22 protein-coding genes are annotated in these 24,914 nt (G+C 57.7%); 17 read left to right on the plus strand and 5 right to left on the minus strand.

Annotation, left to right across the window (positions count from 1 at the left end; all coding sequences use genetic code 11):
- Window positions 1-45: 45 nt before the first annotated feature.
- The 5 genes from AC3WP4_RS13410 to AC3WP4_RS13430 all read right to left on the minus strand — a co-directional run bounded on the left by AC3WP4_RS13410 (window position 46) and on the right by AC3WP4_RS13430 (window position 5,041).
- Window positions 46-972: a GGDEF domain-containing protein gene (locus AC3WP4_RS13410; protein WP_074874749.1), complete on the minus strand. Its 927-nt coding sequence runs from the start codon at window positions 970-972 to the stop codon at window positions 46-48.
- A 373-nt stretch (window positions 973-1,345) separates the two neighbouring features.
- Entirely contained in the window at window positions 1,346-2,086 is a 741-nt protein-coding gene (locus AC3WP4_RS13415; RefSeq protein WP_074874751.1) for a YciK family oxidoreductase, read from the minus strand.
- A 189-nt stretch (window positions 2,087-2,275) separates the two neighbouring features.
- Window positions 2,276-2,947, minus strand: a complete 672-nt coding sequence (gene mupP, locus AC3WP4_RS13420; protein ID WP_074874753.1) for an N-acetylmuramic acid 6-phosphate phosphatase MupP — start codon at window positions 2,945-2,947, stop codon at window positions 2,276-2,278.
- Window positions 2,948-2,951: 4 nt separating this feature from the next.
- Entirely contained in the window at window positions 2,952-3,650 is a 699-nt protein-coding gene (ubiG, locus tag AC3WP4_RS13425; RefSeq protein ID WP_074874755.1) for a bifunctional 2-polyprenyl-6-hydroxyphenol methylase/3-demethylubiquinol 3-O-methyltransferase UbiG, read from the minus strand.
- 56 nt (window positions 3,651-3,706) lie between these two features.
- Window positions 3,707-5,041, minus strand: a complete 1,335-nt coding sequence (locus tag AC3WP4_RS13430; protein WP_102614645.1) for a TRZ/ATZ family hydrolase — start codon at window positions 5,039-5,041, stop codon at window positions 3,707-3,709.
- Window positions 5,042-5,148: 107 nt separating this feature from the next.
- On the opposite strand from AC3WP4_RS13430, the gene mtnA reads away from it, so the two are divergent.
- The 17 genes from mtnA to AC3WP4_RS13515 all read left to right on the plus strand — a co-directional run bounded on the left by mtnA (window position 5,149) and on the right by AC3WP4_RS13515 (window position 24,909).
- Window positions 5,149-6,225, plus strand: coding sequence for an S-methyl-5-thioribose-1-phosphate isomerase (gene mtnA / locus AC3WP4_RS13435; protein WP_074874759.1), 1,077 nt, complete (start codon window positions 5,149-5,151; stop codon window positions 6,223-6,225).
- A gap of 418 nt (window positions 6,226-6,643) precedes the next feature.
- A complete protein-coding gene (gene gyrA / locus AC3WP4_RS13440) occupies window positions 6,644-9,307 on the plus strand; it encodes a DNA gyrase subunit A (RefSeq protein WP_076030247.1) in 2,664 nt (887 codons plus the stop codon).
- A gap of 303 nt (window positions 9,308-9,610) precedes the next feature.
- Window positions 9,611-10,696, plus strand: a complete 1,086-nt coding sequence (serC, locus tag AC3WP4_RS13445) for a 3-phosphoserine/phosphohydroxythreonine transaminase (RefSeq protein WP_076030248.1) — start codon at window positions 9,611-9,613, stop codon at window positions 10,694-10,696.
- Window positions 10,696-11,790: a prephenate dehydratase gene (gene pheA, locus AC3WP4_RS13450; protein WP_074874765.1), complete on the plus strand. Its 1,095-nt coding sequence runs from the start codon at window positions 10,696-10,698 to the stop codon at window positions 11,788-11,790. The genes serC and pheA overlap by 1 nt, the downstream gene beginning before the upstream one ends.
- A gap of 12 nt (window positions 11,791-11,802) precedes the next feature.
- Window positions 11,803-12,915 (plus strand): histidinol-phosphate transaminase, encoded by a 1,113-nt coding sequence (gene hisC, locus AC3WP4_RS13455; RefSeq protein WP_102614644.1) that lies wholly within the window; start codon window positions 11,803-11,805, stop codon window positions 12,913-12,915.
- A 28-nt stretch (window positions 12,916-12,943) separates the two neighbouring features.
- Complete coding sequence (locus AC3WP4_RS13460) at window positions 12,944-15,151, plus strand: bifunctional prephenate dehydrogenase/3-phosphoshikimate 1-carboxyvinyltransferase (protein ID WP_256581136.1); 2,208 nt, start codon at window positions 12,944-12,946, stop codon at window positions 15,149-15,151.
- Window positions 15,148-15,837, plus strand: coding sequence for a (d)CMP kinase (gene cmk, locus AC3WP4_RS13465; RefSeq protein ID WP_008148720.1), 690 nt, complete (start codon window positions 15,148-15,150; stop codon window positions 15,835-15,837). Before AC3WP4_RS13460 ends, cmk begins: the two co-directional genes overlap by 4 nt.
- Before the next feature lie 120 nt (window positions 15,838-15,957).
- Window positions 15,958-17,649 (plus strand): 30S ribosomal protein S1, encoded by a 1,692-nt coding sequence (gene rpsA, locus AC3WP4_RS13470; RefSeq protein ID WP_008148721.1) that lies wholly within the window; start codon window positions 15,958-15,960, stop codon window positions 17,647-17,649.
- A 218-nt stretch (window positions 17,650-17,867) separates the two neighbouring features.
- Window positions 17,868-18,146, plus strand: a complete 279-nt coding sequence (locus tag AC3WP4_RS13475) for a hypothetical protein (RefSeq protein WP_102614642.1) — start codon at window positions 17,868-17,870, stop codon at window positions 18,144-18,146.
- 152 nt (window positions 18,147-18,298) lie between these two features.
- The gene (gene ihfB, locus AC3WP4_RS13480) at window positions 18,299-18,595 is read left to right on the plus strand and encodes an integration host factor subunit beta (protein ID WP_003369729.1); all 297 of its coding nucleotides are present in this window, start codon (window positions 18,299-18,301) and stop codon (window positions 18,593-18,595) included.
- A 27-nt stretch (window positions 18,596-18,622) separates the two neighbouring features.
- Entirely contained in the window at window positions 18,623-18,862 is a 240-nt protein-coding gene (locus tag AC3WP4_RS13485) for a LapA family protein (protein WP_052964115.1), read from the plus strand.
- A gap of 231 nt (window positions 18,863-19,093) precedes the next feature.
- Window positions 19,094-20,170 carry a dTDP-glucose 4,6-dehydratase gene (gene rfbB, locus AC3WP4_RS13490; RefSeq protein WP_102614641.1) on the plus strand — a complete coding sequence of 359 codons (1,077 nt, stop codon included), beginning with the start codon at window positions 19,094-19,096 and terminating at the stop codon, window positions 20,168-20,170.
- Window positions 20,167-21,060 (plus strand): dTDP-4-dehydrorhamnose reductase, encoded by an 894-nt coding sequence (gene rfbD / locus AC3WP4_RS13495; protein ID WP_102614640.1) that lies wholly within the window; start codon window positions 20,167-20,169, stop codon window positions 21,058-21,060. The genes rfbB and rfbD overlap by 4 nt, the downstream gene beginning before the upstream one ends.
- Window positions 21,057-21,935, plus strand: a complete 879-nt coding sequence (rfbA, locus tag AC3WP4_RS13500) for a glucose-1-phosphate thymidylyltransferase RfbA (protein WP_102614639.1) — start codon at window positions 21,057-21,059, stop codon at window positions 21,933-21,935. Before rfbD ends, rfbA begins: the two co-directional genes overlap by 4 nt.
- A gap of 69 nt (window positions 21,936-22,004) precedes the next feature.
- Entirely contained in the window at window positions 22,005-22,928 is a 924-nt protein-coding gene (locus tag AC3WP4_RS13505; protein WP_102614638.1) for a glycosyltransferase, read from the plus strand.
- Window positions 22,925-23,887 carry a UDP-glucose 4-epimerase family protein gene (locus tag AC3WP4_RS13510; protein WP_102614637.1) on the plus strand — a complete coding sequence of 321 codons (963 nt, stop codon included), beginning with the start codon at window positions 22,925-22,927 and terminating at the stop codon, window positions 23,885-23,887. Before AC3WP4_RS13505 ends, AC3WP4_RS13510 begins: the two co-directional genes overlap by 4 nt.
- Window positions 23,884-24,909 carry an MraY family glycosyltransferase gene (locus AC3WP4_RS13515; protein ID WP_102614636.1) on the plus strand — a complete coding sequence of 342 codons (1,026 nt, stop codon included), beginning with the start codon at window positions 23,884-23,886 and terminating at the stop codon, window positions 24,907-24,909. Before AC3WP4_RS13510 ends, AC3WP4_RS13515 begins: the two co-directional genes overlap by 4 nt.
- Window positions 24,910-24,914 lie beyond the last annotated feature (5 nt).

Here is a 24,914-nt window from a genome sequence, read left to right on the forward strand (position 1 = left end):
TCCTTTCGTTGCGGGCCGCTAACCCAGCGTGCCCGCGCCGCGCATTCAACCCGCCATCGCCAAGCGGTTACGTCCTTCGCGCTTGGCCACATACAACGCACTGTCGGCCCGTCGCAACAGGCTTTCGGCGGACTCGCCGGGCAATAGCGTCGAGCAACCAAGGCTGACCGTCAGCTCGACCGCATGGCCGTCAGCCAGATATTTCTCGGCCTGCAACGCAAATCGCAGGCGCTCGCCGATCATGGCTGCCGCCTCACGGCTCGTGTTGGAAAGCAGGATCAAGAACTCTTCGCCACCAAAACGGAAGACCATGTCCACATTGCGCAACTGATTTTTGATCGAGGCTGCAACGGCCTTGAGCACGTCATCGCCAGCGCTGTGTCCGTGGTTATCGTTGATGAGTTTGAAGTGATCGATGTCCAGCATCAGCAGCGACAAGGGTTGCAGATGCCGACGCGACATCTCGGTTTCCCGTTTCAGGGTCTGATCCATGGCGATGCGGTTGCCGGTATTCGTGAGTGGATCGCGCAAGGCGCTTTGGGTGGCCGCGCGGTAGAGCAAGGCATTGCGCATCGGGTACAGCAATGCGGACAGCAGTGACTCGAGGTCGCCTTGTTCCTGCTCACTGAAACGCTGGTTGCGGCGGAAAACCAGTTCACCCAGATTCTCGCCTTCATGACTGAGGCTATAGCTGATCGAGTGATGGCCGCGCAGGCCGAACTCCAGGCGCAAGTCGCTGGACAGGTGCTCGTACGTCATGGCGTCAAGCGGTACAAGTCGCTGAATCTCACGGAAGAAGAGCCCGAGAATGCGTTGCGGCTCAAGACTGGTTTGCAGCTGCAGGCCCAGTTGCTGTCGCCTTTGTGCAAGGCTGACCGGCCTCTCGATGAGGGTAGGCTGCTGACCAAAGCCCAGGCGTTGCAATTTGGCGCTATCGAAGTCAATTGCGTTGGTCTGGGAAGGTGATTTCATATGGCGTGCGCCCCTAAGCAGTAAGGCTGTCTTACAGGCTGGGTGAGAGCGGCTTTGGGCTGCGCGTCATACTGGTCCATCAGTCCCGTAGGACATCTGGCCCAAGTTTAGTCCGCTTTGCCGACGATAAGTAATCTGTCGGCTCAGGCGTCCGCCCGCTTGCTTTCACACTGCGTGTCTAAGCAGATATAGAGCGAAAGTCGTGCCATTCAGTTCAGTCGGATAAAAAACGTTATAAATCAATGTGTTGAAACTATTGATGAGGAGGGGTGACGGGTTTTGTGACAGTTGCTTGACGTCTGATGGGAGGGTTGCGACGTGCTTTGAGTGCCACGGCGGGAAGCCGCCGCGGCACAAAAGCGACGCGCGGGCATTATTGAGCGTTGAACGCCTGGCCGTTGATGCCGGTGCTGTCCGGACCCATCAGGTAGAGGTAGACCGGCATGATCTCCTCGGGCGTCGGGTTGTTCAGCGGGTTTTCACCCGGGTAAGCCTGGGCACGCATGCTGGTGCGGGTGGCGCCCGGGTTGATGCTGTTGGAGCGCACCGGAGCCACGGTATCGACTTCGTCGGCGAGGGTTTGCATCAAGCCTTCGGTGGCAAACTTGGACACGCCGTAAGCGCCCCAATATGCACGACCCTTGCGGCCGACGCTGCTGGAGGTGAACACCACCGAGGCGTCCTGGGACAGCTTGAGCAGCGGCAGCAGGGTGCTGGTGAGCATGAACATGGCGTTGACGTTGACTTGCATGACACGCATGAAGTTTTCGCCGGACAGCTGCTCGATCGGCGTACGCGGGCCAATGATCGACGCGTTGTGCAGCAAACCGTCGAGGTGGCCGAATTCGGTCTCGATCATCGCTGCCAGCTCATCGTATTGATGGGGCAGGGCGGTTTCCAGGTTGAACGGGATAACGGCCGGCTGTGGGTGGCCGGCGGCTTCGATTTCGTCGTAGACCTGAGTCAGGTTGGCTTCGGTCTTGCCCAGCAACAGCACGGTGGCGCCGTGGGCGGCAAAGGTTTTTGCGGCGGCAGCGCCGATGCCACGGCCAGCGCCGGTGACCAGGATGACCCGGTCCTTGAGCAATTCTGGGCGGGCGGAATAATCAAACATGAAAAACCTCACAACAATTCAACAATAAGGCCGGCACTGAACCTGTGGCGAGGGAGCTTGCTCCCGTTCGGCTGCGAAGCAGTCGTAAAACCTGCAAATTCAGTGTGCCTGACAGATTGCAGTGGCAGATTAAAGGGCCGCTTCGCAGCCCAGCGGGAGCAAGCTCCCTCGCCACAAAAGCTTCTCTACTCAGCAGCTACAGAGGGCGCTATCCAAAACCTTGCGCAACTCCAGCGGATGATCGACCACCACATCCGCCCCCCAATGCCGCGGGTTATCGTCCGGATGAATGTAGCCATAGGTCACGGCGGCTGTCCTGGTGCCGGCGTCGCGACCGGATTCAATATCGCGCAAGTCATCACCCACAAACAACACGCTGGCCGGATCGAGGTCGAGCATCTTGCACGCCAGGATCAACGGTTCCGGGTCCGGTTTGCTGTTCTTCACATGGTCCGGGCAGATCAACAACGCCGAGCGCTCGGCCAGGCCAAGCTGCTGCATGATCGGCTCGGCGAAGCGCAGCGGCTTGTTGGTGACCACGCCCCAGATCAGGTTGGCCTTTTCGATGTCGGCCAGCAGTTCGCCCATGCCGTCGAAGAGTTTGCTGTGAACCGCGCAACCGGCGAGGTAACGCTCCAGGAACTCCAGGCGCAATTCCTCGAAACCCGGTGATTCCGGGTCCATGGAGAAGGTCACGGCGACCATCGCCTTGGCGCCGCCGGAGATCTCGTCGCGAATGTGTTTGTCGTTCATCGGCGGCAAGCCGCGGTCGGCACGCATCGCCTGACAGATCGCAATGAAGTCCGGCGCGGTGTCGAGCAGAGTGCCGTCCATGTCGAAAAGAACTGCTCTGATACGCATCGGCTTACTCCTCGCGCAGGGTCTGGATCATGTAGTTGACGTCCACGTCGGAGGCCAGTTTGTAGTGCTTGGTCAGCGGGTTGTACGTCAGGCCGATGATGTCCTTGACGGTCAGGCCGGCCATGCGGCTCCAGGCACCCAGCTCGGACGGGCGGATGAATTTCTTGAAATCGTGGGTGCCGCGCGGCAGCAGCTTCATGATGTATTCCGCGCCAACGATGGCGAACAGGTACGCCTTCGGATTGCGGTTGATGGTGGAGAAGAATACCTGGCCGCCAGGCTTGACCATGCGGAAGCAAGCGCGGATCACCGAGGACGGGTCCGGCACGTGCTCGAGCATTTCCAGGCAGGTGACCACGTCGAACTGCTCGGGCATTTCTTCAGCCAGGGCTTCGGCGGTGATCTGCCGGTACTCGACGCTCACGCCGGATTCCAGTTGGTGCAGTTGCGCGACCGCCAGCGGCGCTTCGCCCATGTCGATGCCCATCACGGTAGCGCCGCGCTGGGCCATGGCTTCGCTGAGAATGCCGCCGCCGCAACCGATGTCGAGGGCTTTCTTGCCGGCCAGGTTGACGCGTTCGTCAATCCAGTTGACCCGCAGCGGGTTGATGTCGTGCAGCGGTTTGAATTCGCTTTCGCGGTCCCACCAGCGATGGGCCAGGGCTTCGAATTTGGCGATTTCGGCGTAGTCGACGTTGCTCATGGTTAAGTCCTCTAAAACTTGAAAAATCCTGTTGCCCCGGTGATGAACCGGGGTGCTTACGATTCGGTATGGCCGCTGATGCGCTGGCCCCAGGCCTTGGCGGTGGCGCAGAGTTGTTCTTCATCCAGGCGAGTCAGGCGACGGTCGTCGAGCAATTGCTTGCCGGCGACCCAAAGGTGTCTCGCGCAGTCACGGCCGGTGGCATATATAAGCTGCGAAACCGGGTCGTAGACCGGTTGCTGCGCCAGGCCGGAGAGGTCGAACGCGACGATGTCTGCCGCTTTGCCGACTTCCAGCGATCCCGTTTCGGATTCAATGCCCAGCGCACGGGCGCCATTGAGCGTGGCCATGCGCAGGGCGCGATGGGCATCCAGCGCAGTGGCGGAGCCGGCGACGGCTTTGGCCAGCAAGGCGGCGGTGCGGGTTTCGCCGAGCAAGTCCAGGTCATTGTTGCTGGCCGAGCCATCGGTGCCGATCGCAACATTGACGCCAGCCTGCCACAAACGCTCCACCGGGCAGAACCCGCTAGCCAGCTTCAGGTTCGACTCCGGGCAATGAATCACGTTGGTGTTGCTTTCTACCAGCAACATCAGGTCTTCGTCGCTGATCTGAGTCATGTGGACGGCCTGGAAGCGCGGCCCCAACAAACCCAGGCGACCGAGGCGGGCCAACGGGCGCTCGCCGCGCTGCTCGACGGACTGTTGCACTTCAAAAGCTGTTTCATGCACGTGCATGTGGATCGAGGCATCCAGCTCCTCGGTGATCACCCGGATTTTCTCCAGGTTCTCGTCGCCCACGGTGTAGGGTGCATGGGGGCCGAAGGTGACTTTGATACGCTCGTGGTGCTTGAGATCGTTGAACAGTTCGACGCCCTGACGAATGGCTTCGTCCGCCGTGCTGGCGCCCGGGATCGGGAAGTCGAGGATCGGAATGGCGATTTGCGCGCGAATGCCGCTGTTATGGACGCGCTCGCTGGCAACCTTGGGGAAGAAATACATATCGGAGAAGCAGGTGATGCCACCTTTGATCTGTTCGGCAATCGCCAAATCAGTGCCATCGCGCACGAATGCCTCGTCGACCCACTTGGCTTCGGCCGGCCAGATGTGGTTTTCCAGCCAGTTCATCAGGGGCAGATCATCGGCCAGGCCGCGGAACAGTGTCATCGCCGCATGACCGTGGGCATTGATCAAGCCGGGGCAGAGCAACATGTCCGGCAGTTCACGGACTTCAGTTGCGTTAAGCTTCAGCGCAGCCGAACGTGGGCCAATGAATACGATGCGTCCGTCGCGGATGCCCAGGGCGTGCTCTTTGAGGACAACGCCAGCGGGTTCGACGGGTACCAGCCAGGTCGGCAGCAATAGCAAGTCGAGCGCAGCGGCAGTGTTCGGCATCGAGAATCGGTTCCAGAGCTTTTGTAAAGATGGCGAAGTATACCCGAGCGTCTTCGCAGGGGGATCGCTATAATCGACGGCTTTTGTTCATGTGTGCGGGGTGAGGGATGCGCGATCGACTGTTGGCTGCGGAGAAAGTAAAGGCCATCGATTGGCGTGATGGCGCCCTTTACCTGCTGGATCAGCGTGTTTTGCCGTTCGAGGAAACCTGGATTGCCTACACCAGTGCTGCTGGCGTGGCCGAGGCCATTCGTTCGATGGTGGTGCGCGGTGCGCCGGCGATTGGCATCAGCACCGCCTATGGCGTTGTGCTGGCGGCCCGCGCGCGGTTCGCCGAGGGCGGTGACTGGCAGGCGGCACTGGAAGAGGATTTCGCGCTGTTGGCCGATTCCCGTCCGACCGCGGTCAACCTGTTCTGGGCCCTGGGCCGCATGCGCGACCGGCTTGAGCGTCTGAAGGATCACGCCGATCCGCTGGCGGTGCTGGAAGCAGAGGCGATCGCCATTCATGAGAGTGATCGCGAAGCCAACCTGACCATGGCGCAACTGGGCGTGGACCTGATCCGCAAGCACCAGGGCAACGCCCAGGCGATCCTGACCCACTGCAATACTGGCGCATTGGCCACTGGCGGCTTTGGCACGGCGCTTGGCGTCATTCGTGGCGCGTTCATTGAGGGCATGGTCGAACGCGTCTATGCCAACGAAACCCGTCCGTGGCTGCAAGGTTCGCGATTGACCGCATGGGAGCTGTCCAACGAAGGCATCCCCGTCACACTCAATGCCGACTCCGCCGCTGCTCACATCATGAAGACCAAGGGCATTACCTGGGTGATCGTCGGCGCTGACCGGATCACCGCCAATGGCGACGTGGCCAACAAGATCGGCACCTATCAGCTGGCGGTGAACGCCATGCACCACGGCGTGCGCTTCATGGTGGTGGCGCCGAGTTCGACCATCGACATGAGCCTGGCCAGCGGCGATGACATTCCGATTGAAGAGCGCGATGGTCGCGAGTTGCTGGAAGTCGGCGGCAAACGGTTGGGGGCGGACGTGGATGCGTTCAACCCGGTGTTCGACGTGACGCCTGCGGATTTGATCGACGCGATCATCACCGAAAAAGGCATCGTCGAGCGCCCGGACACCGCGAAAATGGCGCAGTTGATGTGCCGCAAGCGTCTGCATTAAAGATATTTGGCGCCTGATAGGCCGCTATCGCGAGCAGGCTCGCTCCCACAGGGGATTTGTGACCGTCCCAGATCCAGTGTGGGAGCGAGCCTGCTCGCGATGGGGCCCAGATAGTCAACAAATATGCTTCATTCACCCCTGATATTTTCCTCTGAGCCTCTCTCGTCTCCTTTCAGCCTGCCACCAGTCAACTAACTACACTCCATGCGCATCAGGGGGATAGGTGCGTGGCGGCTCTTGTGATAACATCCGGCGGTTTCCAAGGTAGCCCGATGTGGCTGCCTTTACTGCGCAGATCCATGGCATAACTCGTTGATTTGTCGTAAGTCGGTGCATGGCACTCAGCCTGCAGCGGCGAGCTTCGTTCGTCCCATATGGATGTGACGAAGTTTCACCAGAAAAAGGAATCAGGCTTCTCATGGGCGAACTGGCCAAAGAAATCCTCCCGGTCAATATCGAAGACGAGCTGAAGCAGTCCTACCTCGACTACGCGATGAGCGTAATTGTCGGGCGGGCACTGCCGGATGCGCGCGATGGCTTGAAGCCCGTGCACCGGCGTGTGCTGTTCGCGATGAGCGAGCTGGGCAACGACTTCAACAAGCCGTACAAGAAATCTGCCCGTGTTGTCGGTGACGTGATCGGTAAGTATCACCCTCACGGTGATACCGCGGTGTACGACACCATCGTTCGGATGGCGCAGCCATTCTCGCTGCGTTACCTGCTGGTAGACGGTCAGGGCAACTTCGGTTCCGTGGACGGCGACAACGCCGCCGCCATGCGATACACCGAAGTGCGTATGACCAAGCTGGCGCACGAGCTGCTGGCTGACCTGCACAAAGAAACCGTGGACTGGGTGCCGAACTACGACGGCACCGAAATGATCCCTGCGGTCATGCCGACCCGTATTCCCAACCTGTTGGTCAACGGCTCCAGCGGTATCGCCGTGGGCATGGCGACCAACATCCCGCCGCACAACCTCGGTGAAGTCATCGACGGTTGCCTGGCACTCATCGACAACCCAGAGTTGACCATCGATGAGCTGATGCAATACATCCCCGGTCCGGACTTCCCGACCGCCGCGATCATCAACGGTCGCGCCGGCATCATCGAAGCCTACCGCACCGGTCGTGGCCGCATTTACATGCGCGCCCGCTCGATGATCGAAGACATCGACAAGGTCGGTGGTCGCCAGCAGATCGTCATCACCGAACTCCCTTACCAGCTGAACAAGGCCCGTCTGATCGAGAAGATCGCCGAGCTGGTAAAAGAGAAGAAGCTCGAAGGCATCACCGAACTGCGCGACGAGTCCGACAAGGACGGTATGCGCGTCGTGATCGAACTGCGTCGCGGCGAAGTGCCTGAGGTGATCCTCAACAACCTCTACGCCCAGACCCAGCTGCAAGCGGTGTTCGGTATCAACATCGTTGCGCTGATCGACGGTCGTCCGCGGATCCTGAACCTCAAGGACCTGCTGGAAGCCTTCGTTCGTCACCGTCGCGAAGTCGTTACCCGTCGTACCGTGTTCGAACTGCGCAAAGCCCGCGAACGTGGTCACATTCTGGAAGGTCAAGCGGTTGCCCTGTCGAACATCGACCCGGTCATCGCCCTGATCAAAGCCTCGCCAACGCCGTCGGAAGCCAAGGAAGCGCTGATCAAGACGGCGTGGGAATCTTCCGCCGTGGTCGCGATGGTCGAACGTGCCGGTGCCGATTCGTGCCGTCCAGAGACCCTGGACCCGCAATACGGTCTGCGCGAAGGCAAGTACTTCCTGTCGCCGGAACAGGCGCAAGCCATTCTGGAACTGCGTCTGCACCGCCTGACCGGTCTGGAACACGAGAAGCTGCTGGCCGAGTATCAAGAGATCCTCAACCAGATTGGCGAACTGATCCGCATCCTCAGCAGCGCCACGCGCCTGATGGAAGTGATCCGCGAAGAGCTGGAAGTGATCCGCGCCGAATACGGCGACGTGCGCCGCACCGAGATTCTCGATGCCCGTCTCGACCTGACCCTCGGTGACATGATCCCGGAAGAAGAGCGTGTCGTGACCATTTCCCACGGTGGCTACGCCAAGACCCAGCCATTGGCTGCGTACCAGGCTCAGCGTCGTGGCGGTAAAGGCAAATCGGCTACTGGCGTGAAGGATGAGGACTACATCGCTCACCTGCTGGTCGCCAACAGCCACACCACGCTGCTGCTGTTCTCCAGCAAAGGCAAAGTGTACTGGCTGAAAACCTACGAAATCCCGGAAGCCTCCCGCGCTGCCCGTGGTCGTCCGCTGGTCAACCTGCTGCCGCTGGACAGTGATGAATACATCACCACCATGCTGCCGGTCGACGAATACACCGAAGGTCACTTCATCTTCATGGCCACTGCCAAGGGCACCGTGAAGAAGACCCCGCTGGAATCCTTCAGCCGCCAACGCAGCGTCGGCCTGATCGCGCTGGAGCTGGATGAAGGCGATGTGCTGATTTCTGCTTCCATTACCGATGGCAGTCGCGAAGTCATGCTGTTCTCCGACGGTGGCAAGGTGACCCGCTTCAAGGAAACCGACGTTCGCGCCATGGGCCGTACCGCTCGCGGTGTTCGCGGCATGCGTCTGCCGGAAGGCCAGAAGCTGATTTCCATGCTGATCCCGGAAGAAGGCAGCCAGATCCTGACTGCTTCGGCCCGTGGTTTCGGCAAGCGCACGGCGATCACCGAGTTCCCTGAGTACAAACGTGGCGGTCAGGGCGTTATCGCCATGGTCAGCAACGACCGTAACGGCCGCCTGGTCGGTGCAGTCCAGGTGCTCGACGGCGAGGAAATCATGCTGATTTCCGACCAGGGCACCCTGGTGCGTACGCGTGTTGACGAAGTCTCCAGCCTGGGTCGTAACACCCAGGGCGTGACCCTCATCAAACTGGCCAGCGATGAAACGCTGGTAGGTCTGGAGCGGGTTCAGGAGCCGTCGGAAGTCGAAGGTGAAGAGCTCGAAGGTGAAGAGGGCGAAGAAGGTGCAGTGTTCGACGGCGAAGTCGTGATCGACGACGTTGTTGAAGACCAGCAACTCGACGCCGCAGCCGACGAAGAACCGCAGGAATAAGCGGACAAACAGGGGGCGGATGAGAATTCGCCCCCTTGTTGTTTGTCCGTAAAGAAATATCGACACCCATGGAGATCCGTGTGGGTGCCGGGCTTTTGTGGCGAGGGGGCTTGCCCCCGTTGGGGTGCGAAGCGCCCCTGAAACCAGTCGCCGTTATCTTGCATGAGAGCGTGGTGACCGGTTTGCGATTGCTTCGCAATCGAACGGGGGCAAGCCCCCTCGCCACAGGCAAGCCCGCTCCCACATTGGATCTGTGTCGACTGATGTGTTTGTACGATCCACCAAATCAGAGCGAGATTGGATGTGAGCAAGAGAGCCTATAACTTCTGTGCCGGTCCTGCGGCACTTCCCGAAGCTGTCCTGCAGCGCGCCCAGGGTGAACTCCTTGATTGGCACGGCAAGGGCCTGTCGGTCATGGAAATGAGCCATCGCAGCGATGAGTTCGTGTCCATCGCCACCAAGGCCGAGCAGGATCTGCGTGATCTGCTGAATATCCCCTCGAACTATAAAGTGCTGTTTCTGCAAGGTGGCGCCAGCCAGCAATTCGCTCAGATTCCTCTGAACCTGTTGCCGGAAAGCGGCACCGCCGACTATATCGACACCGGTATCTGGTCGCAGAAAGCCATCGAAGAAGCTTCGCGCTACGGAAACGTCAACGTTGCCGCTACCGCCAAGCCTTACGACTATTTCGCTATTCCCGGTCAGAACGAATGGAACCTGTCGAAAGACGCGGCCTACGTTCACTACGCACCGAACGAAACCATCGGCGGCCTGGAATTCAACTGGGTGCCGGAAACCGGTGACGTCCCGCTGGTGGCCGACATGTCTTCCGACATTCTCTCGCGCCCGATCGATGTTTCGCGCTTCGGCATGATCTACGCCGGCGCCCAGAAAAACATCGGCCCGAGCGGCATCGTCGTCAACATCGTTCGCGAAGACCTGCTGGGTCGCGCCCGTTCCATTTGCCCGACCATGCTCAACTACAAGGTCGCGGCCGACAACGGCTCGATGTACAACACCCCGCCGACCCTGGCCTGGTACTTGTCCGGCCTGGTGTTCGAGTGGCTGAAAGAGCAGGGTGGCGTTGAAGCCATCGGCAAGCTCAATGAAGTGAAACAGCGCACGCTGTACGACTTCATCGACGCCAGCGGCTTGTACAGCAACCCGATCAACAAGTCGGATCGCTCGTGGATGAACGTGCCGTTCCGCCTGGCGGACGACCGTCTCGACAAGCCATTCCTGGCCGGTGCCGAAGCGCGTGGCCTGTTGAACCTCAAGGGTCACCGTTCCGTGGGCGGCATGCGTGCCTCCATCTATAACGCCGTCGACATCGTTGCGGTCAACGCACTGATTTCGTACATGGCAGAGTTCGAGAAGGAACACGGTTAATGTCTGAGCAAGAACTCAAGGCACTGCGCCTGCGCATCGATGCCCTGGACGAGAAAGTCCTGGAGCTGATCAGTGAGCGCGCACGCTGCGCCCAGGAAGTTGCGCGAGTAAAGATGGCCTCACTGGCCGAAGGCGAAGTGCCGGTGTTCTATCGTCCTGAGCGTGAAGCTCAGGTGCTCAAGCGCGTGATGGAGCGTAACCAGGGGCCGCTGGGCAACGAAGAGATGGCGCGGCTGTTCCGCGAAATCATGTCCTCGTGCCTGGCCCTCGAACAGCCGCTGAAAGTGGCTTACCTCGGCCCTGAAGGCACCTTCACCCAGGCCGCAGCCATGAAGCACTTCGGCCACGCCGTGATCAGCAAGCCGATGGCGGCGATCGACGAAGTGTTCCGTGAAGTGGCCGCCGGTGCGGTGAACTTTGGCGTGGTCCCGGTGGAAAACTCCACCGAGGGCGCGGTCAACCACACCCTCGACAGCTTCCTCGAACACGACATGGTGATCTGTGGCGAAGTCGAGCTGCGGATTCACCACCACCTGTTGGTCGGTGAAAACACCAAGACCGACAGCATCAGCCGCATCTATTCCCACGCCCAGTCCCTGGCCCAGTGCCGCAAGTGGCTGGACGCCCATTACCCGAATGTCGAGCGCGTGGCGGTGTCCAGCAACGCCGAAGCGGCCAAGCGGGTCAAGGGTGAGTGGAATTCGGCGGCGATTGCCGGCGACATGGCCGCTGGTCTGTACGGGTTGACTCGTCTGGCTGAAAAAATCGAGGATCGTCCGGACAACTCCACGCGATTCCTGATCATTGGCAGCCAGGAAGTGCCGCCGACCGGCGACGACAAGACCTCGGTCATCGTCTCCATGAGCAACAAGCCCGGCGCGCTTCACGAGTTGCTGGTGCCGTTCCACGACAACGGCATCGACCTGACGCGGATCGAGACCCGTCCGTCGCGCAGCGGTAAATGGACCTACGTGTTCTTCATCGACTTCGTCGGCCACCACCGCGACCCACTGGTCAAAGGTGTGCTGGAAAAGATCAGTCAGGAAGCAGTGGCACTCAAAGTGCTGGGTTCCTACCCGAAAGCAGTTCTCTAAGGGCGGTAGCAAATGAGTGGTGACTTCCTCGCTCTGGCACAGCCGGGCGTGCAACAACTTTCGCCTTACGTTCCGGGCAAACCCGTGGACGAACTGGCGCGCGAGCTGGATATCGATCCGGCCAGCATCGTCAAACTGGCCAGCAACGAAAACCCGTTGGGCGCCAGTCCCAAGGCGCTGGCGGCAATTCGCGAAGAATTGGCCGAGCTGACCCGTTATCCGGACGGCAACGGTTTTGCGCTCAAGACCCTGCTGGCCGATCAGTGCCGCGTCGAGCTCAATCAGGTGACGCTGGGCAACGGTTCCAACGACATTCTGGAACTGGTCGCCCGTGCCTATCTGGCGCCCGGTCTGAACGCCGTGTTCAGCGAGCACGCGTTTGCGGTCTATCCAATCGTGACCCAAGCCGTTGGTGCCACGGCCAAAGTGATCCCGGCCAAAGACTGGGGCCACGATCTGCCGGCCATGCTGGCTGCGATCGATGCCGATACCCGCGTGGTGTTCATCGCCAACCCGAACAACCCGACCGGAACCTGGTTCGGCGCCGAAGCGCTGGACGAGTTTCTGCAGGACGTGCCGGAACACGTGCTGGTGGTGCTGGACGAGGCCTACATCGAATACGCCGAAGGCAGCGACTTGCCGGATGGCCTGGATTTCCTGGCGGCGTACCCGAACCTGCTGGTATCGCGCACATTCTCTAAGGCCTATGGCCTGGCGGCATTGCGGGTCGGCTATGGCTTGTCCACCGCTGTGGTCGCCGATGTGCTGAACCGAGTGCGTCAGCCGTTCAACGTCAACAGCCTGGCCCTGGCCGCTGCGTGCGCTGCGCTGCAAGACGCCGAATACCTGGATGAAAGCCGTCGCCTGAACGAATCCGGCATGCAACAACTGGAAGCAGGTTTCCGTGAGCTGGGGTTGAGCTGGATTCCGTCCAAGGGCAACTTCATCTGCGTCGATCTGGGCCGTGTTGCGGCTCCGGTCTTCCAGGGCTTGTTGCGCGAAGGCGTGATCGTGCGTCCGGTGGCCAATTACGGCATGCCGAACCACTTGCGCATCACCATCGGTCTGCCGGCGGAAAACAGCCGCTTCCTCGAAGCGCTGACCAAGGTTCTGGCTCGTGGTTGATGTCACTGCACTGCAATCTGCTGAACCTATGATCGGTCGCCTGGTGGTGGTCGGTCTCGGGCTGATCGGCGGTTCGTTTGCCAAGGGTTTGCGTGAAAGCGGCCTGTGCCGCGAAGTGGTCGGGGTCGATCTCGACCCACAGTCGCGCAAACTGGCGGTTGAGTTGGGTGTGGTGGATCGCTGCGAGGAAGACCTGGCCGCTGCCTGCCAGGGCGCCGACGTGATTCAGCTGGCCGTGCCGATCCTCGCCATGGAAAAAATGCTCGGCCAATTGGCCAGCATGGACCTGGGGCAAGCGATTCTGACCGACGTCGGCAGCGCCAAAGGCAATGTGGTGCGCGCGGCAACCGAGGCGTTTGGCGGCATGCCGACGCGTTTCGTGCCGGGTCACCCGATTGCCGGTTCCGAGCAGAGCGGGGTGGAAGCCTCTAACTCAGAGCTGTTCCGTCGCCATAAAGTGATTCTGACGCCGCTGGATCAAACCGATCCGGCAGCGCTGGCAGTGGTCGACCGGTTGTGGCGCGAATTGGGCGCCGATGTCGAGCACATGCAGGTCGAGCGTCATGACGAAGTGTTGGCGGCGACCAGCCATTTGCCACACTTGCTGGCGTTCGGTTTGGTCGATTCGTTGGCCAAGCGCAATGAAAACCTTGAGATCTTCCGTTACGCTGCGGGCGGTTTCCGTGATTTCACAAGAATCGCGGGTAGCGACCCGGTCATGTGGCACGACATCTTCCTCGCCAACCGCGAAGCTGTCCTGCGCACACTCGATACATTTCGCAGCGACCTCGACGCCTTGCGCGACGCGGTCGATGCAGGGGATGGGCACCAATTATTGGGCGTGTTCACTCGCGCCCGGGTTGCCCGCGAACATTTCAGTAAAATCCTTGCCCGCCGGGCTTATGTGGACGCTATGAATTCCAACGACCTGATTTTCCTGGCACAACCTGGTGGCCGCCTGACTGGGCGGATTCGAGTACCGGGCGACAAATCGATTTCCCACCGTTCGATCATGCTCGGCTCCCTGGCTGAAGGCGTCACCGAAGTGGAAGGTTTCCTCGAGGGCGAAGATGCCCTGGCAACCTTGCAAGCCTTCCGCGACATGGGCGTCGTGATCGAAGGTCCGCACCACGGTCGCGTGACCATTCACGGTGTCGGCCTGCATGGCTTGAAGCCTGCGCCAGGCCCGATCTATCTGGGCAACTCCGGCACGTCGATGCGTCTGCTGTCTGGCCTGTTGGCTGCGCAGAATTTCGACAGCACCCTGACCGGTGACGCTTCGCTGTCCAAGCGTCCGATGAATCGCGTGGCCAATCCGCTGCGTGAAATGGGCGCAGTGATCGAGACCGCTGCTGAAGGTCGTCCGCCGATGATCATTCGCGGCGGCAACAAACTCAAAGGCCTGACCTACACCATGCCGATGGCCAGCGCCCAGGTTAAATCCTGCCTGCTGCTGGCGGGTCTGTACGCCGAAGGCAAGACCACCGTCACCGAGCCGGCGCCAACCCGCGACCACACCGAGCGCATGCTGCGCGGCTTCGGCTACCCGGTCACCGTTAACGGTGCTACCGCTTCGGTCGAATCCGGCCACAAGCTGACCGCGACCCACATTGAAGTGCCGGGCGACATCTCGTCCTCCGCGTTCTTCCTGGTAGCGGCGTCGATCGCCGAAGGTTCGGAGCTGGTGCTTGAGCATGTCGGCATCAACCCGACCCGTACCGGTGTGATCGACATCCTGCGTCTGATGGGCGCTGATATCACTCTGGAAAATCAGCGTGAAGTCGGCGGCGAGCCGGTTGCGGATTTGCGCGTGCGTGCAGCTAAACTCAAAGGTATCGAGATTCCCGAAGCGCTGGTTCCACTGGCCATCGACGAATTCCCGGTGCTGTTCGTGGCTGCCGCCTGTGCCGAAGGGCGCACCATCCTGCGTGGCGCCGAAGAGCTGCGGGTCAAGGAGTCTGACCGGATTCAGGTCATGGCGGATGGCTTGCTGGCACTGGGCGTAAAATGTGAACCGACCCCGGACGGCATCATCATCGACGGCGGCCAGATCGGCGGCGGCGAAGTGCACGGGCACGGCGATCACCGGATCGCCATGGCCTTCAGCGTGGCTTCGCTGCGCGCCACTGCGCCGATCCGCATCCATGATTGCGCCAACGTCGCGACGTCGTTCCCGAACTTCCTCGCGCTGTGCGCGCAGGTCGGTATCCGTGTTGCACAAGAGGCTCAGTCGTGATTATCAAGCCACCGGTCATCACCATCGACGGGCCTAGCGGTTCGGGCAAAGGCACTATTGCCGGGATTCTGGCCAAGCGTCTGGGCTGGTGCCTGCTGGATTCCGGTGCGCTGTACCGTCTGCTGGCATTCGCCGCGCGTAATCATGGCGTCGATCTGACCAATGAAGAGTCGCTGAAGCTGCTGGCCGCTCATCTGGACGTGCAGTTCGTCGGTGCGACCGAAGGTCATCCGCAGCGGATCATTCTCGAAGGTGACGATGTCACTGATGATCTGCGCAACGAACAAGTTGGCGCCTGGGCTTCCCAGGTCGCTGCGCTGCCGGCGGTGCGTGATGCGCTGCTCCAGCGCCAGCGGGCGTTTCAGGAGGCTCCGGGCCTGGTGGCCGATGGTCGCGACATGGGCACGGTGGTTTTTCCCGATGCGCCGCTGAAGATATTCCTCACTGCCAGTGCCGAGGAGCGTGCGCGCCGTCGATACTTGCAGTTGAAGGGCAAAGTCGATGGTGTTAGTCTGTCGAGTCTGCTAGATGAGATACGTGTCCGCGATGAGCGTGACACCCAGCGAGCGGTAGCCCCGCTCAAACCGGCGGCTGACGCCATACAGCTGGATTCCACGGAATTATCCATCGATCAGGTGCTGGAACGCATCATGAGCGAGATCGCCATTCGCGATATCGCCGGGTGACCAAGAAGCGACTCAGGGGACCAGTCATAGTCCTGCGCCGTTTCTTCAAATGAACATAACCCACGTCGTCTGGGATGTGGAGATGGGCGTATCCTTCGCCCTTATTCAACAGGAATTAAAATGAGCGAAAGCTTTGCGGAACTCTTTGAAGAAAGCCTAAAAACCCTGAACCTTCAGGCAGGCTCCATCATCACCGGTGTTATCGTTGATATCGATTACCAGGCTCGCTGGGTAACCGTTCACGCTGGCCTGAAGTCTGAAGCACTCATCCCGCTTGAGCAGTTCTACAACGATGCTGGCGAACTGACTATCAACGTCGGTGACGAAGTTCACGTTGCTCTGGACTCGGTTGAAGACGGCTTTGGTGAAACCAAGCTGTCCCGTGAAAAAGCCAAGCGCGCTGAATGCTGGATTGTTCTGGAAGCAGCCTTCGCAGCCGAAGAAGTGGTCAAGGGCGTTATCAACGGTAAGGTTAAAGGCGGCTTCACTGTCGACGTTAACGGCATCCGTGCGTTCCTGCCAGGTTCTCTGGTTGACGTCCGTCCAGTGCGCGACACCACGCACCTGGAAGGCAAAGAGCTGGAATTCAAGGTCATCAAGCTTGACCAGAAACGCAACAACGTTGTCGTTTCCCGTCGTAGCGTCCTCGAAGCCGAGAACTCCGCCGAGCGTGAAGCTCTGCTGGAATCCCTGCAGGAAGGCCAACAAGTCAAAGGTATCGTCAAGAACCTCACCGATTACGGCGCATTCGTCGATCTGGGTGGCGTCGATGGCCTGCTGCACATTACCGACATGGCTTGGAAGCGTATCAAGCATCCTTCCGAAATCGTCAACGTTGGCGACGAGATCGATGTCAAGGTTCTGAAGTACGATCGCGAACGCAATCGTGTTTCCCTGGGCCTCAAGCAACTGGGCGAAGATCCATGGGTTGCTATCAAAGCCCGTTACCCAGAAAGCACTCGCGTTACCGCTCGTGTAACCAACCTGACCGACTACGGCTGCTTCGCTGAGCTGGAAGAAGGCGTTGAAGGCCTGGTACACGTTTCCGAAATGGACTGGACCAACAAGAACATCCACCCTTCGAAAGTCGTACAAGTCGGCGACGAAGTGGAAGTTATGGTTCTGGACATCGACGAAGAGCGTCGTCGTATCTCCCTCGGCATCAAGCAGTGCAAATCTAACCCGTGGGAAGATTTCTCTGGCCAGTTCAACAAGGGCGATAAAATCTCCGGCACCATCAAGTCGATCACCGATTTCGGTATCTTCATTGGTCTGGACGGCGGCATCGACGGTCTGGTTCACCTGTCCGACATCTCTTGGAACGAAGTGGGCGAAGAAGCCGTTCGCCGCTTCAAGAAAGGCGACGAACTGGACACCGTTATCCTGTCGGTTGACCCAGAGCGCGAGCGTATCTCCCTGGGTATCAAGCAGCTGGAAAGCGATCCGTTCTCCGAGTACGTTCAAGAGAACGACAAAGGCGCAATCGTTAAAGGCATCGTGAAAGAAGTTGACGCTAAAGGCGCCATCATCACTCTGGCCGACGATATCGAAGCGACTCTGAAAGCCTCCGAAATCAGCCGTGACCGCGTTGAAGACGCGCGCAACGTTCTGAAAGAAGGCCAGGAAGTAGAAGCCAAGATCATCAGCGTTGACCGCAAGAGCCGTGTAATCCAGCTCTCCATCAAGTCGAAAGACGATGCTGAAGAGAAAGAAGCCATCCAAAGCTTGAAAGACAAGCCTTCGGATAGCATCGCTGCTGGTCCTACCACTCTGGGCGACCTGTTGCGTGCACAAATGGAAAAACAGAACTAAGTTCTGTCAGACCATAGAAAAAGGGCGACTTCGGTCGCCCTTTTTTGTGGTCGGGATTTGCTGATCTTGATGGTCTCGCAATGTTGCGATTGATTGCCGTGAAACCAATCCTCCCCACAAGTTGTCTCTTTCTTTAAGCGGATCAATCGTTTATTTGCAGCTAGGCTTTAGCTTGAAGCGAACGACCGCCGGGTGACACGTCCGACCTAAGGAAGCGAATGAACAAGCTCATTGTCGTCATAGCAGTACTGACATTGGCGGGCTGTACCACTAGCGCCAAGACTCACGCGGTGCGTGGGGTCAGCGGTATCGAGATCGATTGTTCGGGGTTGGGGTCGGGATGGGAGAAGTGTCACAAGCGAGCGAACAAGGAGTGCAAGGCGGCAGGCTACAAAGTTGTGGCCAGGTCCGATGATGCCAAAGATGAGGATGAATACCTCTTTGGCTTCAATCCCGCGGGCTATCTGACGCGCACCATGCTGGTTATCTGCAGGTGAGTCCGGAACGGCGTGATCAGCGTTGCAGTGGTCTGAAATCGTGCATCTCTTTATGGGTAAAGATATGTCAAAACTCGGGCTGTTCAAATTCATCGGGGCGTGCTAAAACCTTTGAAGCGCTGATCTAGCTGCTTGAAAAAGAAGGGAAAAATATGACGAAGTCGGAGTTGATCGAACGAATTGTCACCCATCAAGGGCTGCTCTCATCCAAGGATGTGGAGCTGGCCATCAAGACCATGCTTGAACAAATGTCCCAATGTCTGGCCACCGGTGATCGCATCGAGATCCGTGGGTTTGGCAGCTTCTCCTTGCACTATCGCGCACCGCGCGTAGGGCGCAATCCAAAAACCGGTCAGTCCGTCAGCCTCGACGGCAAGTTCGTGCCGCATTTCAAGCCAGGCAAAGAATTGCGTGACCGTGTGAACGAGGATGAGGAGGAAGGTCTTTGACGGCGTCTGTTATACAAGGAACCGCTCATGCGTAACCTCAAGCGCGTACTGCTCGCCGTATTCGTCCTGTTACTGGTTTTGGCGATCCTGGCGTTCGTTCTCGAGAATCAGCAATCGGTTTCCTTGCTGTTCCTGGGTTGGGCGGGGCCGCAACTACCGGTATCGCTGGTCATGGTCATTGCGTTGCTGATCGGGATGGTGATCGGGCCGATTCTTGGCTGGTTTCTGGGGCGTACATCCAGAGCTTCCCGCAAGCGCCTTGTCTGATTACGACATAACGCGCAAGGCGCACTAAGCTTTCACCACAGCTTGTCTATATCCATTAGTAAAACCGTCATTAAGCTGTAAAATGCTGCGCTTGTCCGATAGTGGCATATTCCCATGTCGGTTCAGAATGACTCTGTCAGAAAACCTCTGCTGACTTGATGGCTTTGGAATTCATGGATTAGACAGCGCTCGGTTGGCGGCCTTGTCAGTAACTCAAGGGTATGGTTTCGCGTGAAAATTCTAGTTACCGGCGGCGCCGGGTTTATCGGTTCGGCAGTCATTCGACACATCATTTCCAGCACTACTGACTCTGTCGTTAACCTCGATAAGCTTACTTACGCCGGTAACCTTGAGTCATTGGCCGAAGTTAGCCACAACTCACGTTACGTGTTCGAGCGTGTCGACATCTGCGACCGCGATCAGGTTGACCGCGTCCTGCTTGAACATCAACCGGATGCGATCATGCATCTGGCCGCTGAGTCCCACGTCGATCGCTCGATCTCTGGCCCGTCTGAATTCATCCAGACCAACATCATCGGCACTTACACCCTGCTGGAAGCTGCACGCCACTATTGGGCTGCGCTGGATGATGCGCGTAAAGCCGACTTCCGCTTTCACCATATTTCGACTGACGAAGTTTACGGAGACCTCGAAGGTCCGGAAGATCTCTTCACCGAAACCACGCCGTATCAGCCAAGCTCGCCATACTCCGCCAGCAAGGCCAGTTCCGATCACCTGGTTCGCGCCTGGAGCCGTACGTATGGCTTGCCGACCCTGGTCACCAACTGCTCCAACAACTACGGCCCATGCCATTTTCCTGAGAAGTTGATCCCGCTGATCATTCTCAATGCATTGGAAGGCAAACCGCTGCCGGTCTACGGCAAAGGCGACCAGGTCCGCGACTGGCTCTACGTCGAAGACCACGCCCGCGCACTGTACAAAGTCGTGACCGAAGGCGTTATCGGCGAGACGTACAACATCGGTGGCCATAACGAAAAGCAAAACATCGAAGTGGTGCATACCCTGTGTGCGCTGCTCGACGAACTGCGTCCCGATTCCGCTCATCGTCCACATGCCAGCCTGATCACCTACGTTCAGGATCGCCCCGGCCATGATTTGCGCTACGCAATCGACGCCAGCAAAATCCAGCGTGAACTGGGTTGGACACCGGAAGAAACCTTTGAAACCGGTATCCGCAAAACAGTCGAGTGGTACCTCAACAACACTGAATGGGTCGCTCACGTGAAGAGCGGTAGCTATCAGCAGTGGATTGACCAGAACTACGCAGACCGCTCGAACAAGGCATGAAAATCCTCCTGCTGGGAAAAAACGGCCAGGTAGGCTGGGAACTGCAGCGCTCCCTCGCACCACTGGGTGAGTTAATCGCCCTGGATCGCCATTCGGTCGGTGGATTGTGTGGTGATCTGTCTGATCTCGACGCCTTGCGTGCAACGATCCGCCAGCTTAAACCCGACGTCATCGTCAATGCAGCGGCCTATACAGCTGTCGATAAAGCCGAGTCCGAGACTGGGTTAGCCAGCCGTGTAAACGGTCAGGCAAGCCAGGTCATGGCCGAAGAGGCCGCGATTCTGGGTGCCTGGCTGATCCACTACTCGACTGACTACGTCTTCAGCGGCCAAGGTTCTGCACCGTGGCAAGAGTCGGATGCAGTCGCCCCGGTGAATCACTACGGCGCCACTAAACTGGCCGGCGAACAGGCGATTACCGGGTCAGGCTGCAAGCATCTGATCTTCCGCACCAGTTGGGTCTATGGCGCTCGGGGCAACAACTTCGCCAAAACCATGCTCAGCCTGGCCAAGGCTCGCCAAACCTTGAGCGTCATCGCTGACCAGATCGGAGCCCCGACCGGGGCAGACCTGATTGCCGACGTGACCGCGTTGGCCATTCAGCAAGTTCTGCAACGTCCCGAGCTCTCGGGCCTGTATCACTTGGCGGCCAGTGGCGAAGTCTCCTGGCACGGCTATGCTAGCCATGTGATCAGCTTCGCTCGAGACAACGGCGAGCAGCTCGCCGTAACGGCGATCAATCCAATTGAAACGATTGCTTATCCAACACCTGCACGCCGTCCTCTGAATTCGCGTTTGAATACTCAGAAGCTGCGCGACAATTTTTCTCTACACTTACCGGAATGGCAAAGTGGCGTGACCCGAATGCTTAGGGAGATTCTGAATAAATGACCACGGCGAATCGTAAAGGCATCATTCTCGCGGGTGGTTCGGGTACACGCCTGCATCCATTGACCCTCGGCGTGTCCAAGCAGATGCTGCCGATCTACGACAAGCCGATGATCTTTTATCCGCTCTCGGTACTGATGCTCGCGGGAATGCGCGAAATCCTGATCATCTCCACACCGCAAGACCTGCCGTGCTTCCGCAGGTTACTGGGTGATGGAAGCCTGTATGGCCTCAAGCTGACCTACGCCGAACAACCAAGTCCGGATGGTTTGGCCCAAGCTTTCATCATTGCTGAAGAGTTCATCGGAAAGGACCCTTGCTGTCTGATCTTGGGTGACAACATCTTCTACGGACAGAGCTTCTCGGAAAACCTGCGTTCCGCGACCAATCAAGAGCAAGGCGCGACTGTATTCGGCTATCACGTATCTGATCCAGAGCGTTTCGGTGTCGTGGAATTCGACGCTACCGGTCGTGCGCTGAGCATCGAAGAAAAGCCGCTGAAGCCCAAGTCCAACTACGTGGTAACCGGCCTGTACTTCTACGACAACAAGGTCATCGAGATCGCCAAGAGCATCAAGCCGTCCGCACGCGGCGAGCTGGAAATCACCGATGTCAACCGTGCCTACCTTGAGGGGAATGAACTGAACGTCGAAATCCTTGGCCGCGGTTTCGCATGGTTGGACACGGGTACTCACGAGTCGCTGCTCGAGGCCAGTCACTTCGTACACACCATCGAAAAACGCCAAGGGTTCAAAGTTGCTTGCCTGGAAGAGATTGCTTACAACAATGGCTGGATCACCCCAGAGCAATTGGGCGCACAGGCAGAGCGTCTCAAGAAGACTGGCTATGGTCAGTACCTGGAGAGGTTGCTGGGTTAGTGTTTTTCACTGAGCTGTGAGCGTCCTCTTTTCGATTTGAAGTGTTAACCCAATGCAAGCAGGATTGGCATGCCAGTAAAATATCCACAGGTAGCAGTTTTGCTGGCTGCGTACAACGGAATGCGGTGGATCGAAGAGCAGATTACCTCGATCCTAAGTCAGTCAGCGGTAGATGTTACCGTCTATATAAGTGTTGATCCTTCGACAGACGGCACCGAAGCTTGGTGCACTAGCTTCTTCGCTGAACGCAGCGATGTGGTTTTGCTACCGGCTGCCGGTAATTTCGGTGGTGCATCACGCAATTTCTTCCGTCTCATCCGTGATGTCGATTTTGAGGGTTATGACTTCATCGCGTTTGCTGATCAGGATGATATTTGGCATTCAGACAAGCTCGAGCGGGCCACCCAGACTTTGCTGACAGGTGAATTTGATGCGTATTCAAGTAATGTAACGGCTTTTTGGCCGGACGGTAGGACACATTTGTTGGACAAGGCACAACCGCAAGTTGCCTGGGATTTTTTGTTTGAGGCTGCTGGCCCGGGTTGTACTTACGTGTTGAACAAGAGATTGGCGGACTCGCTGAAGGACTCCATGCTTGCCAACTGGCAGCGATTACAGGAAGTCAGTTTGCATGACTGGTACTGTTACGCCTTCGCCCGAAGTCACCAATACAAATGGTTCATCGACCCGGTTCCATCCATGCTGTATCGCCAGCATGATAGTAATCAAGTAGGGGCTAACACTGGATTGGCTCCTTTGATTGCCCGATATAAAATGATTCATGACGGCTGGTGGTTTACTCAGGTGCGATTGATTGCTTCATTGGTGGGCCAGAGCAGAGAACCTTTTGTTGAAGCATGGCTCGAGTTAGGGCGCAGGCAGTTATTGAAGCTTTCCTTGAGCGCCTGGATATGCCGGCGTCGATTCCGCGATAAAGTGTTCTTCTTTTTTATCTGTTGTACCACTGCAGTTGTTGGAAAGAGGAATAAATGAAAGGCCCACAAGTTTTGGTGACGGGGGCTAGCGGATTCGTTGGCGAAGCATTGGTTTTCAGGCTTTTACTCGATAAAAAATTCGTCCCGGTTGCCGCTGTGCGCGGTGTTACACGATTGCTTGGTTTGTGTCGGGTAGTCCCGTTCGACCTTACAGACACTACTGCATCACCGGCCCTGAATGATGTTCAAGTAGTAATCCATGCCGCGGCTCGAGTGCATGTGATGAACGAAACCTCAGCGGACGCTCTTTCGGAATTTCGCAAAGTCAATGTGGACGGAACCGTTAGACTCGCCAAAAAAGCGGCCGAATCGGGGGTGAAACGGTTTATTTTTATCAGTTCAATCAAGGTTAATGGCGAAAGCACCGTACCACAGAGTTCTTTTAAGGCTGACGATCCTCCAGCACCTGTAGATCCGTACGGAGTCTCGAAACAAGAAGCTGAAGATGCTTTGAAGCAGATTGGTCTGAGCACTGGAATGGAAGTTGTTATTATCAGGCCGCCACTTGTATATGGCCCGGGGGTGAAGGCCAATTTTTTAAGCATGATGAGTTGGCTGTATAGAAATATACCTTTACCGTTGGGTGCTATTAATAATCAACGCAGTCTGGTGGCGCTTGATAACCTTGTGGATCTCATCGTGACCTGTATCGATCATCCTGCTGCAGCGAATAATATCTTTTTGGTTAGTGATGGTGAGGATCTATCTACAACTTTGTTACTTCGGCGCATGGCTCGTGCCTTAGGCACGAAAGCATGGTTGCTCCCGATACCTTATTTTGTATTGAGTTTAAGTGCCTCACTCCTGGGTAAAAAAGCAGTTGCTCAACGTTTGTGCAGTTCGTTGCAGGTTGATATTAGCAAAACATGTGATGTTTTGAATTGGCGTCCCTCGGTAAGTGTGGATAAAGCTTTACGCAAAACCGCCGACCATTATCTGGATAAGTTGACGAAATGACTTTTTGGTTGTTGCTATCTGCTGTGTTCGCAAGTTCCTGGTTGCTGACCTATGTCTTGCGTCGGTATGCCTTGGCCAAGAGTTTAATCGACATACCAAACGAGCGCAGTTCCCATACCGTACCTACGCCTCGCGGAGGCGGGGTGGCTATTGTGGTGGCGTTTGCAGTGGCGCTGCCGGTGTTGGCTGCCGTGGGTCTGCTTGGTATGCCTTTGCTTATAGGGTTACTGGGCGCGGGAATTTTGGTCGCGCTTATAGGCTTCGCCGACGATCATGGCCATATTGCCGCTAGATGGCGGCTCTTGGGGCATTTCATTGCAGCTGGCTGGGCGCTGTACTGGCTTAATGGCCTCGCATCCATTTCATTTTTTGGTACCGCGATTGACTTGGGCTGGTTCGGCAATGTGCTTGCGCTGATTTACCTTGTCTGGATGCTGAATCTCTACAATTTTATGGACGGCATTGATGGCTTGGCCAGCGCGGAGGCCATATGCGTATGTCTGGGGGCATGCGCGTTGTATTGGCTGGGTGGTTACGCCAACCTTATATGGGTTCCGTTCGTTTTGGCTGGAGCGGTGGCCGGGTTCCTATGCTGGAATTTTCCTCCCGCGCGTATCTTTATGGGAGACGCGGGTAGTGGATTTCTAGGCTTCATTCTCGGCGGTTTAGCGCTCCATGCGGCTTGGACAGCGCCGGAGTTGCTCTGGAGTTGGTTGATTCTGCTCGGAGTTTTCATTGTTGATGCTACCTGGACGTTGCTGCGACGTTTGATGCGTGGAGACAAAGTTTCTCAGGCGCATCGCAGCCACGCCTATCAGTATGCATCCCGTCGTTTCAAGAGTCATCGAGCCGTAACGCTTGGGGTTGTCGTCATTAATCTTGTCTGGTTGGTACCAATTTCGATTTTTGTCGGGCTGGGATTGCTGAACGAAATACTCGGATTGTTAATTGCGTACACTCCGCTCGTGTTTTTAGCCTGTTTATTTAATGCGGGAGCGTTGGAGGAAAAGGCTGATTCTTGAGCGGT

The organism is Pseudomonas sp. FW305-20, from assembly GCF_058788075.1.